Source organism: Pantoea sp. PNA 14-12, from assembly GCF_004364735.1.
Lineage (GTDB): Bacteria > Pseudomonadota > Gammaproteobacteria > Enterobacterales > Enterobacteriaceae > Pantoea > Pantoea stewartii.
The window spans coordinates 1,268,263-1,283,974 of sequence record NZ_SOAJ01000001.1; the positions used below are offsets into that span (position 1 = coordinate 1,268,263).

A 15,712-nucleotide genomic window follows, 5' to 3' on the forward strand; every position below is an offset into this window, starting at 1 on the left:
GTTAAAAATCGATTAATACGCTTTTATAGCGCTGACAGGCTTCAAAGGCCTGGCGGCCCAGATCTTTACCAAAGCCGGATTCCTGAAAACCGCCGGTAGGGATAATGAAATCCCAGGTGCGGCGATAGCGGTTAACCCACACCGTGCCGCTGTCCAGCGCGCGCATTAAGCGCATCGCCCGTGGCATGTTCAAGGTGTGGACGCCCGCGCACAGACCAAAGACCGCATGCTGCGCCAGCGCCAGGGCTTCTTCCTCATCGGTAAAGGTCTGAATGGTCAGCACCGGTCCAAAAATCTCTTCGTGCAGCGCCACGTTATCCGGGCCGACGTTCTCCAGCAGTGTGGGCTGCCAGAACCAGCCTTCTTTCGTATTGTCGTAGCGTTTTCCACCCACCAGCACCCGCGCACCCTGAGCGACGGACTGCGCAATAATCGTGGCCACTTTTTCACCCTGGCGTGCGTCAATCAGCGGACAATACCGTGTTGACGCGTGCCAGGTCATGCCGGGCACGGGTTTCTGACAGCGTGCAATCAGCTTTTCTGTCACACGTTCAGCAATGCCTTTCTGAATAATCAAGCGTGTTCCGGACACGCAGGCCTGACCGGCATTCACTGTGAATCCCAGAAAGAGGCGCTCGGCAATCTCGTCGGCGTCGCCGGCGTCATCAAAGACCAGCTGCGGGCTTTTGCCGCCCAGCTCCAGCGTGACCGGTTTAGTGCCGTGCAGGGCCGCCTGGCTCATAATCGCCGCACCGGTGGCAGTGGAGCCGGTAAAGGAGACCTTGCGCACCAGCGGATGCGTTACCAGCGCATTACCGGTGACCTTGCCGCTGCCCTGGATCACATTCAGCACACCGGATGGGATCCCCGCCTGCACCGCCAGTTCGGCCAGACGGGCCGTTGAAAACGGCGTCAGTTCAGACGGCTTCAGCACCACCGCGTTACCTGCCGCCAGAGCCGGGCCGCATTTCCAGGAAGCCATTGACAGGGGAAAATTCCACGGCGTGATTGCGCCGATCACCCCATAGGGCTCAGGCACCAGCATGCCCAGGCTACTGTGCTGCGTTGGAAACACGTCACCGCTGTATTTGTCCGCGCATTCGGCATAAAAACGCAGGGCCGCCGCGGTAAAGGGCACTTCGATATTGCGTGCATCGGTGACGGGTCGGGTCGACCCGACGGCTTCCAGCTGCGCCAGGTATTCGCTGTCTTTTTCGATTAAGTCTGCCCAGCGCGAGAGGGCCGCACCCCGTTCTCGTGGCGAACAACCCGACCAGCCGCTGCTGATGCGCCGTGCTTCGGCCACGGTCACGGCATCGTCGACGGTACGGGCATCCGCCTCATGGATCTCTGCATAATGCTGACCGTCAGAAGGCCGTTTAATGCCCATGGCCTGGCCGCTGGCGGATACGAACTGTCCGTCGATAAAGTGCCCGCTGGACAGGTGAACGTCATCGGGATTGAAATCAGTCATACGTGCCTCTTAAAAAAAGAAAGGAGCGGGACATCACCAGCCGGTGACACGATGCCAGACTTCGTGTTCCCCGCTCTGGCTGTCCATCACCTGATACCGGGTGTGCATTCCGGCAGTGGCGCAGGCGTGATTGGGCAAAATCCGCAGCCGGGTCCCGAGCGAGAAATCCGTGACCTGGTGACCGCTGTCGGGCGGAATGGCGATAATGCCGTGTTCCTGATTGGTGGACGACAGCAGGAGTCCGGTGGATCGCCCTTCGCTGTCACATACCAGACCGTAGGCATAGTCGGTTTTTTGCGAGGCGGTGCCACGGTCACGCGACATCGCCATCCAGCCTGCATCGACAAACAGCCAGCCTTTCTCAGCGTTGTGGCCAATTACCGTGGTGACAACAGAAAGCGCGATATCGTCGGCGGTGCAGACGCCGAGGTTGGTCATAAACAGATCGAAAGTGGAAAACACCCCGGCGCGCACTTCCGTTACCCCGTCTAAATCCCTTACGGCATGGGCCGTGGGCGTCGATCCCACGCTCACCACCGGACAGGTCACGCCAGCCGCGCGAAGGCGCTTAGCCGCTTTGATGGCGGCCTGGCACTCCGCCCGTGCCGCCTGTGCAATCTCGTCCTGCGTACGACAGTGATACGATTCCCCCGCGTGAGTTAACACTCCTTCGACATGCATCCCCTTCTGCTGCAAATACGCGCCAATGTCGGTCAGGGCGCTGTCGTCCGGTTTTATGCCGCCCCGATGACCGTCGCAGTCAATCTCAATAAACACGCTAAAGGCCACCTGATGCTGCTGCCCGTATGCAGATACGGCCTGCGCCTGTGTCAGACTGTCGAGCAGAAGATGCACCTGGGCACCTGGACGCAGACAGGCCGCGATGCGCGGCAGCTTGTCCGGCGCAATCCCCACGGCATAAAGGATATTGCGGTAACCTGCGGCAGCAAACGCCTCGGCTTCAGCCAGTGTGGACACCGTGGCCGGTGAAGCCCGGTCACGCAGTAGCCAGGGGGCCGACTGTACCGTGCGTAGCGTTTTCAGATGGGGGCGAATCTGACAGTGCAGGCTATCAATATGATCGTAGAGCCTGCGGATATTCCGCCTGAACTTTACTTTGTCCAGCAGCAGATACGGCGTTGTCAGTGAGGGATCGTTAAGCATCATTGTCTGTCCTGAGGGATTTACTGGATGCTCTCATCAATGCATTTAGTTTAAAATGCAGACACACCCAATTAATGATTAGGTTTGAACCTAATGATCAACAGTGACGATCTGCGGTTTTTTCAGGTGATCTCCGCCAGCGCGACCCTGGCCGCCGCCGCCCGCTATCTGGATATCACACCACCGTCCGTGACCCAGCGGCTGCAGCACATTGAACAAAAAATGGGCATCAAGCTTATTTTGCGTCCGGCAAAACGGATCATTCTGACCGACGAAGGTGAAGCGTTATTAGCACGCGCGCGGCTGATTTTGCATGAGCTGGACCAGCTACAGGATGTGATTGACCAGACCCGAAACCGGATAAGCGGCACGTTGCGGGTACTGGCTCCGCTGGGCTTTGGCTCGGAATATATCGCGCCCTTGCTCTCCGATTATGTTGACCAGCATCCCGATCTCAGCGTGGATCTGATGCTTTCAGATAACCCGAACTGGATGCAGGCCGATAAATGGGACGTGGCGATCTATATTGGCAACCTGCGGGACTCGTCGCTGTACAGCACCCGAATTGCACCTAACCGCCGCGTGCTGTGCGCTTCGCCGGATTATCTGCAGCGCCACGGTGTGCCCACGCATCCCGCTGAACTCACGCAGCACCACTGTCTGGTTATCCGTGAAAATGCTGAGGACGTGACTCGTTGGGTGTTTGCGCATCAGCATGACCCGGTCACCGTCAAAATTACGCCCCGTCTGGCAAGTAACGATGGTCGGGTGATTAAACGCTGGGCGCTGCAAGGCAAAGGGATTATGGTGCGCTCAATCTGGGACATCAGCAGTGAAATTAAACAGGGGCGACTGGTCCCACTCCTGCCTGAATTTATGCTGCCGCCCGCCGACATTGCCGCGCTGACCAGCATGCCAGAAATCAAACGCCTGCCCCGTACTCAGGGCTTTATTACGTTACTGAAAACCACCTTAGCGCGCCGCCGTGGATGCAGAACGAACAGTAGCCACAGGTCTTGTTGGGGGGGATAGGTGTGCTTCGCGGTCCATAAGGCTTATCAGCCGCTCACGCCAGCTGTTGCGAACGGCATGAGGTCTGAAGCACACAGGAAACGGGTTGAGTGTGCTTCAATCGCTTTGTGTTAGTGACGGTATCGCCAGGCCGGACAGCCCGTGAAAATTGTGCTTAAACGGTTAGGCGTGCTTGACCGTACCCGTGCGCCCGCCTCCAGCGGATAAATCTTCGTAAAAAAATTATTTTTTTCTGCATCCAGTGACGACCCTGCTCTCGTATCTCTCTTTGCAAGACACTTACCCACTCTCTCTTATGAGGATTTACGATGAAAAAGTTCTTCGCTGTTGCCGTAGTTTCAAGCGCATTCCTGTTTACTGCCGCCTCATTTGCCGCAATGGAGTCGGGCTCCGTGATGGTCGGTGGCGCTGCGATGTACCCTCAGAAAAATATCGTTGAGAATGCGGTGAATTCGAAAGATCACACCACGCTGGTGGCGGCGGTGAAGGCGGCCGGTCTGGTTGACACACTACAGGGTAAAGGGCCGTTTACCGTCTTTGCCCCAACCAATGCCGCGTTCGCGAAACTGCCCGCCGGTACCGTCGATAATCTGCTTAAGCCAGAAAACAAAGCGCAGTTGACCAGCGTCCTGACCTACCATGTTGTGGCAGGCAAATACGACATGAAAGCGCTGGAGAAAAAGATTAAGCAAGGCGGCGGTCATGCTGAACTGAAAACCGTTAACGGCCAGCCGTTGTGGATTATGAATAATGGCCCACACAATATTCAGCTGAAAGATGCAAAGGGTAACGTGGCCAATATCAGTACGTATGACGTCAACCAGAAAAATGGCGTGATAGATGTGATTGATACCGTATTAATGCCGAAGTAATTCTCTATACTCGAACGGAAAATCACATCATTCAGGATGATTATGGACAAGGTGCGGGCAGTGGAGCAGGTAACCCTGATGCAGGCGATCGTGAAAGGCGATCGCCTGGCGTTTGAAAAACTGTATCGGCAAACCTCGCCGCACCTTTTTGCCATTGCCTTACGGATGTTACGCCATCGCCCCTGGGCGGAAGAAGTGCTGCATGACTGCTTTCTCACCATCTGGAGCAAAGCGGAGACCTATGATCCAGCGCTGAGCGCGCCGATGACCTGGATGACGCAGATCGTTCGTCATCGTTGTATTGACTGGTTACGTAGCGGACAGGCGCGCATGGCCAGTACAGAAGAACCGCATGATGATGCCCTGCTGGTCGTCGATACCGACGAACCGGACAGCAGGCCCGATGATGCCCAGGCTGCGCGCCTGCGTCGCTGTATGGAAAACCTTAGCAGCGAGCAACGGCAGAGCGTTACGCTGGCCTATTATCAGGGCATGTCACACAGCGATATTGCTCACTGGCTACAGCAGCCGGTAGGTTCGGTGAAAAGCTGGATCCGCCGTGCCATGGCCCACCTTCGGGAATGTGTCGGACTATGAACAGACAACAACGTGACGACGCACTCTCTGCCGAGTACGCCATTGGTACGCTGCGTGGCCCCGCCCGGTTACGCTTTCAGACGCGCCTGCTGACCGAGCCAGAGCTGGCCGAACAGGTTGCCAAATGGCAAACGTTACTCGCAGGGCTGGACAGTCAACTGATACCCGAAATCCCGCCGGATCGGGTCTGGAAGAAAATTGTCCTGAATCTGCCCGCAAAACCCTCTGCCTGCCCTGCCCGCCGCGCCGCACTGGGCTGGATGGTAGCGGCGGCCATTGCGGTCCTTGCCCTTTTTTCCTGGCGCATGTTTTACGTGCCAGAGTTTACCCCGCTTACCGTCATGAGTGACGCTCAGCAACACAGCCAATGGGTGGTCAGCGCCGACCACGATTTAACCCAGTTACGGGTGACGCCATTGCAACCGGTAACGGCTGACAGCCACACCAGCCTGCAGTTATGGCTGATTCCAACAGGCAGTCGTCCCATTTCGCTGGGGTTACTTAACGCTGAACAAGCCACCCAACTGGCACTGAAACGGCAAGATTCCCTGAAAAACGCGGTGGTCGCCATCAGCCGGGAGCCGCGGGGCGGCTCACCGACTGGGCAACCCACCGGGCCCGTACTTTACAGTGGTAAAATATAGGCCCGACATGCAGTGACAGTCCTGTCACTGCGTGTCACCGACACATCAGAAATGTTGCCAGTTTGCGTCCTGATTTGCCGCCGATGCGGTCGCCATCGCGAAGGCGGGTTTGAGCGGCGCCACCGTGCGCGCCTGTACAGCGGGAGCCTCGGTCAGCACGAAGGCGGCAACCAGATCATTCAGTGCGCCAGCCTGATCCATCAGCGAGCGCGATGCTGATGACGCTTCCTGCACCAGCGCGGCGTTCTGTTGCGTAACGTCATCCATCTGATGCACAGCCTGATGGACCTGACTGATGCCCAGCGACTGCTCCTGAGACGCAATGGCAATCTCATCAACCAGATCGGTGACCTGGCGAATTGCATCATTCATGCGCCCCATATTTTCCCCGACCTGCTCTGCCTGGCTGACGCCCGTTTCCACATAACGCATCGACGATTCGATCAGATCTTTAATCTCCCGTGCGGAGGCCGACGAGCGTTGGGCAAGATTACGCACTTCACCGGCCACCACGGCAAAGCCACGCCCCTGCTCGCCGGCACGGGCGGCCTCAACGGCGGCGTTGAGTGCCAGGATATTGGTCTGAAACGCCACACCTTCAATCAGCGCGATGATGGCGGTGATTTTCTCCGAACTCTGTTTTATGTCGGTCATGGTGCCTAACATGGTGTGCACTTTGTCAGAGCTGTCACTGGATATCTCACGCGCGTTTTTAGACAACTGGCTGGCAAGACGGGTATTTTCAGCCGTCTGACGAACCGTTTCGCTCAGTTCAGACATGCTGGCCGCCGTTTCCTCAAGCGACGCGGCCTGCTGTTCGGTTCGTGAGGAGAGATCTTCGTTACCGGCTGAAATTTGCGACGAGGCCGTGCTGACCGAGTGGGCGGACCGTTCGACGGCAGACAAAGACTGCGCCACATTCTCCACCAAAGCATTAAATGCTTTTGCCGTTAACCCGATTTCATCTTTACGTGCGTCATCGGCACGCAGCGTTAAATCAAGCCGCTCGCTGGCGTGCTCCATGGTTGTGCGCATACCATTCAGATGGCGACGAATGCTTAATATAGTACGAACAGATAACGCGCCCAATATCAGGATAATGACGCTGGAACCGGCGATTAAGGCCCATAAGGTTTGATGATAAACGCGGTTATTCTCTTTTTGAAAAGCCGCGCCCACCTGCACATTAAACTGCAGTTGGTTCTGATAACTCTCAATGAGATCACGGATAGACTGCCCCACACCGTCTGGGCCTTGCAAGGCGGAAAGAGAATGAGCGTCATCATGCGAACGCGAGTATTCAAGGAAGGCAGGTAAGCGCGTCTGGATCTGTTTAATCAGTGCCAGCGCATGTTCACTTAACTGCTTATCCTGATCGTTGGTAATTTCATTTTTTAAATAGAACAGGGTCAGGCCTTTCAGCGTATCCATCTTCGCAGCGATTTCTTTTTCGAACTCAACCTGCTTAGCCGAATCTTTGGCACTCTGGTGGCGATAAAGCGATACGTTAACCCGATTACTGCCGTTGACCATTTTATCAAGGTCTACAATTGAAGGTAGCGTGTTGTCTTGCACGTACTGAAAACGCGACTGAAAGCCTGCTAACACCATGATGACGATCACTACCATCGCGACCATGGCGGCGGAGAGTAGAGAAAACGTCAGGAAAAGTCGCTGTGTAATAGTCATATTAAAACCCCGAATATTAAGACGGTAATTCTGTAAGTAATGCTGAACAACGCCAGCAATAAATATATCGACGCTTCAGGCATTAGCATTAATGTCAGATGGTGCTGTGTCGCAACGATATCAGGACAAAACGTTTATTTTCATAAAAACAGATTAGCCCGCTGAATGAGAGTTTGACTATTAAAGGCAGAAAGGAAAATTAAAAAGAAGAAGTGATAATGATTAAAAATAAACGAAATTTATTTTCAGCCATCGTTTATCCAACCTTATTTAAAACGACGCACGACATTAATCAGTAAAAGTTGGCTAAAGACAGCGCAAAATCGTCTTCACTCCCTGCCCACGACACCGTATTTGTCTTTTATTTTTTGAAATTAATTAGCCTTAAAAAATCGCCTGCCACATTAATCATAAATAAGGACTATTAAAAAATATTTTTTTAAAACGGCAGAGGCTGCGTGGTGTTTCCTGTACGGGCTGATTACACTTTGAGGAACTGTTCTGAGCGTGCACGGACGCGTCCGCATGCTGTTACGAGGGAGGCAGCGTTGAGATGAGACCTTATCCGCGTGTGTTGACCTGGCAGGCGAATCACGCGTCAGGGGGAAACGGTAGCGGTAAAGGGTCAGCGTCAGGCCTCACTGCCGGATAAATCGACAGTTGTATAAAAATGCCGTAAAAATAAAGCGCAAAGCTGTAAAAATGCAGTACATAACATCACCAGCTACTCCCTAATTCACAGCAAAACGCGTAATGTCATGCTCAGCGTCAACCGGTGTAACTGTCGGTTTGAAGCTTATGATGACGTGAAATACAACAGGACATTAAATGGCCCAGTCTGAAAAGCAATCCCTTCCAGCCGGTATGCTGGCAGCAGCAGGGATCGTATTTGGTGATATCGGTACCAGCCCGCTTTATACCTTAAAAGAGTGTCTTTCTATCCTTCCTTCTGGCGCGGTCACCGAAGAAGCCGTGATGGGCTTTCTGTCGCTGATCTTCTGGGGACTGATGCTGATTGTGACGGTGAAATATGTCATGTTCATCATGCGCGCCGATCACGATGGCGAAGGGGGAATACTGACCTTAATGTCGCTGGCCCGGCAAAATGTTGGCGCCACGCTCAGCCGCGTCATTGTGCTTGCCGGTTTGACGGGCGGCGCCTTTTTTTACGGCGACGGCATTATCACGCCGGCCATCTCAGTGCTGTCTGCCGTTGAGGGGATCGAGGTTGTTGCACCCGCGCTGGATCGCTATATCGTGCCGCTGGCTGTGGTGATTCTGACCCTGTTATTTGTGATTCAAAAACACGGCACTGAACGGGTCAGCCGCGTCTTTGGACCGATTATGCTGGTGTGGTTTATCACCCTGGCGATACTGGGCGTGCACGGAATTCTGATGAATCCCCATGTTCTTCATGCGCTCAACCCGGCATTTGCGCTGAAATTTCTGCTGAATCATGAAGCCCTCTCTTTCGCAGCTTTGGGCATGGTGGTGCTGGCGGTGACCGGTGCGGAGGCCCTGTATGCTGACATGGGACATTTGGGGAAAACCCCCATCAGGCTGGCGTGGCTGATCATTGCCCTGCCTGCTCTGGTGCTGAACTATTTCGGTCAGGGGGCGCTGGTGCTGGCCAGTCCTGCCGCGATACAAAACCCGTTTTATATCCTGGCCCCGGTCTGGGCGCAGATTCCGTTAATCATTCTGTCGACGCTGGCCACCGTTATTGCGGCTCAGGCGATCATTAGTGGGGTTTATACCCTGACACATCAGGCAATTCGTCAGGGCTTTTTGCCGCCGATGCGCGTCATTTTCACCTCGGCAACCGAATCGGGACAAATCTACATTCCGGTAGTGAACTGGTTACTTTTCGGTGCGGTGACCGTCGTCATCCTGGCCTTCCGTCAGTCCTCGGCCCTCTCTTCGGCGTACGGCATCGTGGTGACCGGCACCATGGTTCTGACAGCCTGCCTGGCCGGTATCGTCGCCTTTAAAAACTGGAAATGGCCACTGCCCGTGGCGCTGGTTTTCCTGCTCTGTATGTTGGCGATCGACGTTCCGTTGTTTATTTCCAACCTGATGAAACTGCTGTCGGGCGGCTGGGTCCCCGTGTTGCTGGCGATGACGATGCTGATGCTGATGCTGATCTGGAGCGGAGAGCGTTCAAGGCTCATTCGTCGTCTGACTGACGATCCCGTCAGGTTAAAAGCCCTGATTAGCTCGCTGGAGGCTTCGCCCCCGATGCGGGTTGGCGGTACGGCAATTTTTCTGACCCGCAAAGAGTATGAAATTCCGCAGGCGCTGCTGCATAACCTGAAACACAACCGGGTGCTGCATGAGCGGACGGTTCTTCTGCATATCAAAACGGTTGACCTGCCGCGTGTTCATAACCAGAAGCGCATCGCGCTACGTCAGCTTTCGCCGTCCTTCTGGCAGGTGACGGCCGAATACGGCTGGCATGAACGGCCTTCCATGAAAGATGTGTTGCACCTGTGCGGGCTGGAAGGATTTGGCTGTACGTTAAATGAGGCGTCGTTTTTCACCTCTCACGACACGCTGGTGATGAAGAAGCGACGCGGTCTGGCACATGCCCGTGGTGCCATCTTCCATTTCTTCCAGCGCAATGCGTTACGTGCCCATGAACAGTTTATGATCCCGCCAAACCGCGTCATTGAGCTGGGTGGGCAAAAAGAGTTTTGATTGACGTCCCCGGGCAGCGTCTTCATGTGACGCTGCCCGGTTTATTCCCTCCTCAGCCTTTACGCACCGTGGTGACGGGTCAGTACGTCTGGCCGGAAGCGGCTCAGCCAGTCCTGAGCAAAGCGCGCATAATCCGCATACGCACCGCCCTGGGCAGCCAGTTGCTGGAAAACATTAAGCTGTTCGGGTGGACGGCGATGCTGCCCAAGCTTCAGCGTGCCGCTGATGTGGCTAATCTCTATCCTGACACCGGTGATGCCCTGCATCAGTTTTTGTTGATAATCATCGGGAAGCCGTTGTTTATCCTGCCTCAGGCCCGGTTGAAACGCGGCTAACATTCTGTCCAGCGACTGGCCCAGTTCCGCCTGCGTCATCAGCCTGCTGATGCCTTTCACGCTGACGGCGGCATAGTTCCAGGTTGGAACGGCAGGTGACGCCAGATAGTAATCCGTACTGATAAAGGCATGCGGACCCAGAACGCTCAGCAGGCACGGCTGCTGCGCCAGCGCAACCCGTTGCGGATTATTGCGTGCCAGATGTGTTTCAAGAACGTTTTCACCGTTGAAGCAAAACGGAATATGGCTGATTTGCAGATCGCTGCTCACCAGCGTTCCAAACGTGTGCTGCGTGAGAAAATGTCTGCACTCTTCCGGCGTCATGCTGGTGTCTTTTACGTTAAGCATTCACAATATCCTGGCTGAATTCCCTTTCGTCTTTATGCCATTAACCCCTCACCTCTGTCACGCTGCGAAACGTGACAGGATGAAAAAGGAGCAAGCGATGTCAGAAATCACTTCAGGACAGTGCCACTGTGGTGCGGTTGCGTTTACTGTTGAACTGCTGGATGGACTGAATACGGCCCGACGCTGTAACTGTTCATTTTGCCGGATGCGCGGTGCCGTGGTGGTGTTTGCCCCTGCTTCGGGGCTGACGATCCACAAAGGGAAAGCGGCGCTGAGTGAATACCGCTTCAATTCCGGACAGGCGGTGCATTATTTCTGCTCGGTTTGTGGTATTTACACCTTCCACCAGAGCCGCTCTAATCCCGAACAGTACGGGGTTAACGCGGCGTGCCTGACAGGCGTTTCCCCTTTTGATTTCGCCTCCGTTCCCGTGACGGATGGCATGAACCATCCCAAAGATGGGGGCAAAGGCGGCGTGGCGGGACATCTGATTTACCAGCCGGAAACGTCATGATCCCTTCAGGTCAGCGAACGGACCTGTTCGAGCATCAGCAATGAATGGCTGAAAATCGCATCGGCCACCACCAGAGAAACCTCTTCTGGCAGGCTGTCACGTACCCGGATCATCGCAGCCGGTAAAGCAGATACAAAGCCATTCAGGATAGCGTGCATCTGCTCCTCACTGAACCGCACACTGCGGGCACTGGCCAGAAAGTGCGAAGGCGCGATCTGCGTGATGCGATGCAGCTTGCCCGCCGGGCCAGTGACACCAAGGGGTAACTGGATGTCATCGCGGTCCATTTTGCGCTGAGAGAGCGCGGGCCAGGCGGAGACCAGACACCGAAACGGTGCCAGCCGAAAACTCCCCTCGCGCTCGATGAACAATCTGATATGTCGGGCATCCAGACTGGTGATGCCTGTTAACCACTGAAATACCAGGCAACGCATTATCGCTTCGCGATCGGTAAGCGCGCTGCGCGATCCCATCAGTAATCCCATCAGTGCCTTAAGGCCCGGACCGCCCGATTGTTCATGACTGCACGCGGGCGGGAATCCCAGCGCCTGGCACAGGTTTTCGGTGGGAAGGCGGTAACACTGCGTCCGGTCCGCATTCCAGCGACGGTCGTCACGCGTGATGCACAATTGCCTGCCCCCGCCTTCCTGGCGAAGCGGCCTGGCATCCGGTACAGGCAGGCCCAGTTCACGCGCCAGCGCAAGACACAGAAAGGCGTTGTCGCTGTCGGTATGTGCGCTGGCCATGTCGGACATCATGGATTCATTATCCAGCTCAACGGGCTGCTGGTTTACCGGCAGCATGATGAGTGCACCCGGTAACCGGTATCCCACTTTTTGCAATACGGCGAAAACCCCACAGGATTTTGTCTGGAAAGCCTGGTTCTTTTCCTTTTCTGTCAATGGGGTGGGGCTTAGCAGGTTTTCGAAGAAATAGCTCACCCTGACTGAGTGGTGGGCGGCACGTTGCAGCGGCAGTGACAGTGAGATAGGCCGGGTGAGCGGATGCTGAAGCCAGCTGGCAGCGTACTGGAAGCTCAGCGTCCCGTCATGATGCTGCATTAACGTTCCGACCCGCTCACCGTTCATCCAGGCGATGAGTTTTGCCATTACCAGGCATCCTCCGCTGGCGTGGTCGGGGGCGTTTTGATCTGCAGCGCCAGAGCAATATCCAGGGCCTGCAAAATTTTAAACAGCGTTTCCAGTGAGGTAGACTCAGGATAATTTTCAAAATGAGACAGCGTTGCCTGTTTCAGGCCCACGCGTTTGGCCAGGTCGGTTTGGGTCCAGCCCTGCTGCTGGCGCAGGCGTTTTAGCTGATTGGCTAACTGCCGGGGACTGTAAATCATCTTGCGCGCTCCATCATTTATCAGAATTTATCCCTTAGAGGGGATATTTATAGCGTAGATGCCCCTTCTGATAACGGCAATATTATCCCTTACAGGGGATATAAGGACAAAAATGAGCAGGCCCGTTAACCCCGCTTTTCCGCTGACCGTGACTCACACGCTGAGTGAGCAGGACAAGCAGGATCTCTTTACCGGGCTGCGTGCCTGGAATCATCAGTTTATTGACACGGCGTTATGGGGACCGCTGTCGGTCATGTGTCGTCACGATCAGGGGCCGTTACAAGGCGGGCTGGCTGGCAGCATTAAAGGCCGCTGGCTGTGTATTGATTACCTGTGGGTCAGTGAAGCCCAACGTGGTGCGGGCCTGGGCGGTGAGCTGATTCGTGCTGCGGAACAGGCGGCTGTGGCCAGAGGCTGCCACAGCGCACAAGTGGATACCTTTAGCTTTCAGGCCCTGCCCTTTTACCAGAAACAGGGCTATGTCCTGAAAATGTCGCTGCCGGATTTTCCCGAAGCCGGTATGCAGCGTCATTACCTGACGAAAACGTTGTGCGAGCACACCTAAACGCGCCTGCCCATCCGCTTAATGGGCAGGCGAAGGCCTCAGTCGGCAACGTTGACCGAGCAGGTGCTTAACATCCGCCAGTGTGTCGGCAGCACACGCGTTTCTCCCGTTACCGTTACGGTGCTGACGCCATGAATATCACGGCACGAGGAACCTGTCTGCAACTCGAACTCACCCGGTTCGACAATACGTTTACCATCGCCACGGGTAAAGTTGAGCATATCGACAGGAAGCGTAAAGCACAGTTCGGCTGACGCGCCTGGCGCCAGCGTGACGCGCTGAAACGCTTTCAGTTCCTGAAGCGGGCGTACCCGGCTGGCGATTCGGTCACGAACATAGAGCTGGACCACTTCGCTGCCCTGCCGTTCACCCCGATTGGTCACGGTGATCCGCAGGCGGATCTCGCCATCGATCGCGACCTGATCCTGTTCAGGCTGAGGCGCGCCCCAATCGAACGTCGTCCAGCCCAGACCGAAGCCAAACGGATAGCGTGCGCCAAAATGAAACGCGATGGGCGTTCCACCGCTTTTCAGTTTGTGGTTGTAATAGAACGGCATCGCGCCGACGTTTTTCGGGATACTGACCACCAGTCGCCCCTGCGGTTCTGCCCGCCCCGTCAGCACATCGGCAATCGCCCAGCCGCCTTCCTGGCCCGGCGCCCAGGCGAGCATAAAGGCCGCGACGCGCTCCTCCAGTCCTTGCAGGTTGTAAGGTCGCCCACCCGTCATCACCACAATCAGGGGCTTACCTGTGGCGGCCAGCGCCTCCAGCAGCGGCTGCTGAACGCCGGGCAGAGTCAGGCTGTCGGTATCCGATCCTTCGCCTACGGTGCCGCTTTGAAACAGCCCCGCCAGATCCCCCACGCAGGCAATCACGACATCGCTTTGTCGGGCAACCTCAACCGCCTCGTCAATCAACCCGGTATCCTGAGACACCGGCGACTGCTGCATTGGTTTCGCCCCGCTGTCACCCGGGAAAACCGGCGCACCGGCGGTGCGGGTTTCAATGATATGGCACCCTTTGGCATAGCGGACCTGCTGCTCACCCAGATAGTGTTGCAGTGCGGCCAGCGGCGTGGTGACCTGCGATGTTTCTTCCAGCATATCGCTGATGATCAGGTGAACCGGAAAACTGTAGCCGCTCAGCAAAGCCAGCGGATCGTCAGCACAGGGCCCGACTACCGCCACGCGCGCGCCGGTTTTCAGCGGCAGAATCCCGTTATTTTCCAGCAGCGTAATCGACTGTGTGGCGACCGTACGCGCTACCTGACGGGTTTCCTCGTGCTGAAGACAAATGTCCGCTTCACGGATGTATGGATCGTCGAATAACCCCAGGCGAAATTTTTCTGTCAGGATACGGCTGACAATACGGTCAATCGTTTCCATCGACAGCAGTTGACGGGATACCGCCTCGGCCAGATGACGCGCGCAGTCATCCTTAGGCAGTTCGACATCCAGACCGGCATTAAACGCCAGTGCCGCCGACTCCGCCGCATCCTGCGAAATGCCGTGATGCTGATGTAGCAAACTGACGCCGCCATAGTCCGCCACGATAAGGCCATCGAATCCCCACTGCTCCCGAAGCACGTCGGTCAGTAAAAAACGATCGCTGTGGCTGGGTTGATTATCGATGTCATGGTAAGCGGGCATGACCGAGCCGGCATTAGCCAGCTTTACGGCCATTTCGAACGGCAGCAGGAACGTGTCGTTCAGTTCGCAAAAACCGAGATGGACAGGCGCATGATTGCGCGCACCTTCGCTAAATGAATGGCCTGCATAGTGTTTGAGCGTAGCCAGCAGATCGCGCCGCTCGCCCTGTAAACCTTCGACATAGGCCGTTGCCATCACGCCCACCAGCCAGGGATCTTCTCCAAAGGTTTCTTCCGTTCTGCCCCAGCGGACATCCCGTGACACATCCAGTACCGGAGCCAGCCCCTGCTTACAGCCAACGGAACGCGCTTCGGCACCGATATGCTGTGCCGCCCGTTTCACCAGCCCGACATCCCAGGTAGAACCGTAGTTAAGCGACGACGGAAAGAGCGTAGCGCCTTTGCAGAGTAAACCCACGAGGCACTCCTCATGAAACAGGGCCGGGATGCCAAGGCGCGAGCCTTCAACCAGGTCGCGTTGTAAACGGTTCGCGGCACGCACGCCAGTGACGGCATCAACAATGTGCGTGCCCAAAGGGCGGGTAATCTGACCGACGCCGTGCGTTAACCGCGCCTTCAGGATGGTGTGTTCGCTGACGCCCGTGAAGTCATCGCTCAAATCGCTTCGCGGCTGATGATTGCCCTGTTCATCCAGGATGAGCCAGTAGGCGTGCATCTGGGCGAACTTCTCTTCGGCCGTCATGCGCGACAACAGATCGTCTACGCGTACGTCAATGGGCTGATGAGGATCCTTATACATCTCGGTCATGTTTCTCTCCTTTCGC

General features: G+C 55.8%; 14 protein-coding genes. 7 read left to right on the top strand and 7 right to left on the bottom strand.

Annotation, left to right across the window (positions count from 1 at the left end):
• Position 1: 1 nt before the first annotated feature.
• On the bottom strand, positions 2 to 1,474 hold the full coding sequence (locus C7434_RS06040; RefSeq protein WP_033741698.1) for an aldehyde dehydrogenase family protein: 1,473 nt from the start codon (positions 1,472 to 1,474) through the stop codon (positions 2 to 4).
• A gap of 33 nt (positions 1,475 to 1,507) precedes the next feature.
• Entirely contained in the window at positions 1,508 to 2,638 is a 1,131-nt protein-coding gene (locus tag C7434_RS06045) for an alanine racemase (RefSeq protein ID WP_133745315.1), read from the bottom strand.
• A gap of 93 nt (positions 2,639 to 2,731) precedes the next feature.
• Between C7434_RS06045 and C7434_RS06050 the strand changes: the two genes are divergently transcribed.
• The 4 genes from C7434_RS06050 (at position 2,732) to C7434_RS06065 (ending at position 5,783) form a co-directional block, all read left to right on the top strand.
• Positions 2,732 to 3,670, top strand: a complete 939-nt coding sequence (locus tag C7434_RS06050) for a LysR substrate-binding domain-containing protein (protein ID WP_133745241.1) — start codon at positions 2,732 to 2,734, stop codon at positions 3,668 to 3,670.
• A gap of 308 nt (positions 3,671 to 3,978) precedes the next feature.
• Positions 3,979 to 4,542, top strand: a complete 564-nt coding sequence (locus tag C7434_RS06055) for a fasciclin domain-containing protein (protein WP_133745242.1) — start codon at positions 3,979 to 3,981, stop codon at positions 4,540 to 4,542.
• 42 nt (positions 4,543 to 4,584) lie between these two features.
• Positions 4,585 to 5,139 carry a sigma-70 family RNA polymerase sigma factor gene (locus C7434_RS06060; protein WP_033741702.1) on the top strand — a complete coding sequence of 185 codons (555 nt, stop codon included), beginning with the start codon at positions 4,585 to 4,587 and terminating at the stop codon, positions 5,137 to 5,139.
• Positions 5,136 to 5,783, top strand: a complete 648-nt coding sequence (locus tag C7434_RS06065) for an anti-sigma factor (protein ID WP_033741703.1) — start codon at positions 5,136 to 5,138, stop codon at positions 5,781 to 5,783. The genes C7434_RS06060 and C7434_RS06065 overlap by 4 nt, the downstream gene beginning before the upstream one ends.
• A gap of 45 nt (positions 5,784 to 5,828) precedes the next feature.
• Here C7434_RS06065 and C7434_RS06070 read toward each other — a convergent pair whose 3' ends face one another.
• Positions 5,829 to 7,472: a methyl-accepting chemotaxis protein gene (locus C7434_RS06070; RefSeq protein ID WP_133745243.1), complete on the bottom strand. Its 1,644-nt coding sequence runs from the start codon at positions 7,470 to 7,472 to the stop codon at positions 5,829 to 5,831.
• 828 nt (positions 7,473 to 8,300) lie between these two features.
• Between C7434_RS06070 and kup the strand changes: the two genes are divergently transcribed.
• Complete coding sequence (gene kup, locus C7434_RS06075) at positions 8,301 to 10,169, top strand: low affinity potassium transporter Kup (protein WP_033741705.1); 1,869 nt, start codon at positions 8,301 to 8,303, stop codon at positions 10,167 to 10,169.
• 59 nt (positions 10,170 to 10,228) lie between these two features.
• Here the strand turns inward: kup and C7434_RS06080 are convergent, their stop codons facing one another.
• Positions 10,229 to 10,852 carry an FMN-binding negative transcriptional regulator gene (locus tag C7434_RS06080; RefSeq protein WP_050504986.1) on the bottom strand — a complete coding sequence of 208 codons (624 nt, stop codon included), beginning with the start codon at positions 10,850 to 10,852 and terminating at the stop codon, positions 10,229 to 10,231.
• Positions 10,853 to 10,949: 97 nt separating this feature from the next.
• Here C7434_RS06080 and C7434_RS06085 point away from each other — a divergent pair, with 97 nt between their 5' ends.
• A complete protein-coding gene (locus tag C7434_RS06085) occupies positions 10,950 to 11,366 on the top strand; it encodes a GFA family protein (RefSeq protein ID WP_033741706.1) in 417 nt (138 codons plus the stop codon).
• Positions 11,367 to 11,371: 5 nt separating this feature from the next.
• On the opposite strand, the gene C7434_RS06090 is transcribed toward C7434_RS06085, so the two are convergent.
• A complete protein-coding gene (locus C7434_RS06090) occupies positions 11,372 to 12,475 on the bottom strand; it encodes a HipA N-terminal domain-containing protein (protein ID WP_133745244.1) in 1,104 nt (367 codons plus the stop codon).
• The gene (gene hipB / locus C7434_RS06095) at positions 12,475 to 12,714 is read right to left on the bottom strand and encodes a type II toxin-antitoxin system antitoxin HipB (RefSeq protein ID WP_033741710.1); all 240 of its coding nucleotides are present in this window, start codon (positions 12,712 to 12,714) and stop codon (positions 12,475 to 12,477) included. Before hipB ends, C7434_RS06090 begins: the two co-directional genes overlap by 1 nt.
• A gap of 112 nt (positions 12,715 to 12,826) precedes the next feature.
• Between hipB and C7434_RS06100 the strand changes: the two genes are divergently transcribed.
• Entirely contained in the window at positions 12,827 to 13,279 is a 453-nt protein-coding gene (locus C7434_RS06100) for a GNAT family N-acetyltransferase (protein WP_033741711.1), read from the top strand.
• A 38-nt stretch (positions 13,280 to 13,317) separates the two neighbouring features.
• Here C7434_RS06100 and C7434_RS06105 read toward each other — a convergent pair whose 3' ends face one another.
• Complete coding sequence (locus C7434_RS06105; RefSeq protein WP_033741713.1) at positions 13,318 to 15,696, bottom strand: glycoside hydrolase family 3 N-terminal domain-containing protein; 2,379 nt, start codon at positions 15,694 to 15,696, stop codon at positions 13,318 to 13,320.
• Positions 15,697 to 15,712: the final 16 nt, after the last annotated feature.

Excerpts from the sequence above, each read along its gene's own strand:
- C7434_RS06090 (WP_133745244.1), bottom strand. The coding sequence starts at position 12,475 with ATGGCAAAACTCATCGCCTGGATGAACGGTGAGCGGGTCGGAACGTTA.
- C7434_RS06085 (WP_033741706.1), top strand. The coding sequence starts at position 10,950 with ATGTCAGAAATCACTTCAGGACAGTGCCACTGTGGTGCGGTTGCGTTT.
- C7434_RS06045 (WP_133745315.1), bottom strand. The coding sequence starts at position 2,638 with ATGCTTAACGATCCCTCACTGACAACGCCGTATCTGCTGCTGGACAAA.
- C7434_RS06080 (WP_050504986.1), bottom strand. The coding sequence starts at position 10,852 with ATGCTTAACGTAAAAGACACCAGCATGACGCCGGAAGAGTGCAGACAT.
- C7434_RS06105 (WP_033741713.1), bottom strand. The coding sequence starts at position 15,696 with ATGACCGAGATGTATAAGGATCCTCATCAGCCCATTGACGTACGCGTA.
- C7434_RS06060 (WP_033741702.1), top strand. The coding sequence starts at position 4,585 with ATGGACAAGGTGCGGGCAGTGGAGCAGGTAACCCTGATGCAGGCGATC.
- C7434_RS06100 (WP_033741711.1), top strand. The coding sequence starts at position 12,827 with ATGAGCAGGCCCGTTAACCCCGCTTTTCCGCTGACCGTGACTCACACG.
- C7434_RS06065 (WP_033741703.1), top strand. The coding sequence starts at position 5,136 with ATGAACAGACAACAACGTGACGACGCACTCTCTGCCGAGTACGCCATT.
- hipB (WP_033741710.1), bottom strand. The coding sequence starts at position 12,714 with ATGATTTACAGTCCCCGGCAGTTAGCCAATCAGCTAAAACGCCTGCGC.
- C7434_RS06040 (WP_033741698.1), bottom strand. The coding sequence starts at position 1,474 with ATGACTGATTTCAATCCCGATGACGTTCACCTGTCCAGCGGGCACTTT.
- kup (WP_033741705.1), top strand. The coding sequence starts at position 8,301 with ATGGCCCAGTCTGAAAAGCAATCCCTTCCAGCCGGTATGCTGGCAGCA.
- C7434_RS06050 (WP_133745241.1), top strand. The coding sequence starts at position 2,732 with ATGATCAACAGTGACGATCTGCGGTTTTTTCAGGTGATCTCCGCCAGC.
- C7434_RS06055 (WP_133745242.1), top strand. The coding sequence starts at position 3,979 with ATGAAAAAGTTCTTCGCTGTTGCCGTAGTTTCAAGCGCATTCCTGTTT.
- C7434_RS06070 (WP_133745243.1), bottom strand. The coding sequence starts at position 7,472 with ATGACTATTACACAGCGACTTTTCCTGACGTTTTCTCTACTCTCCGCC.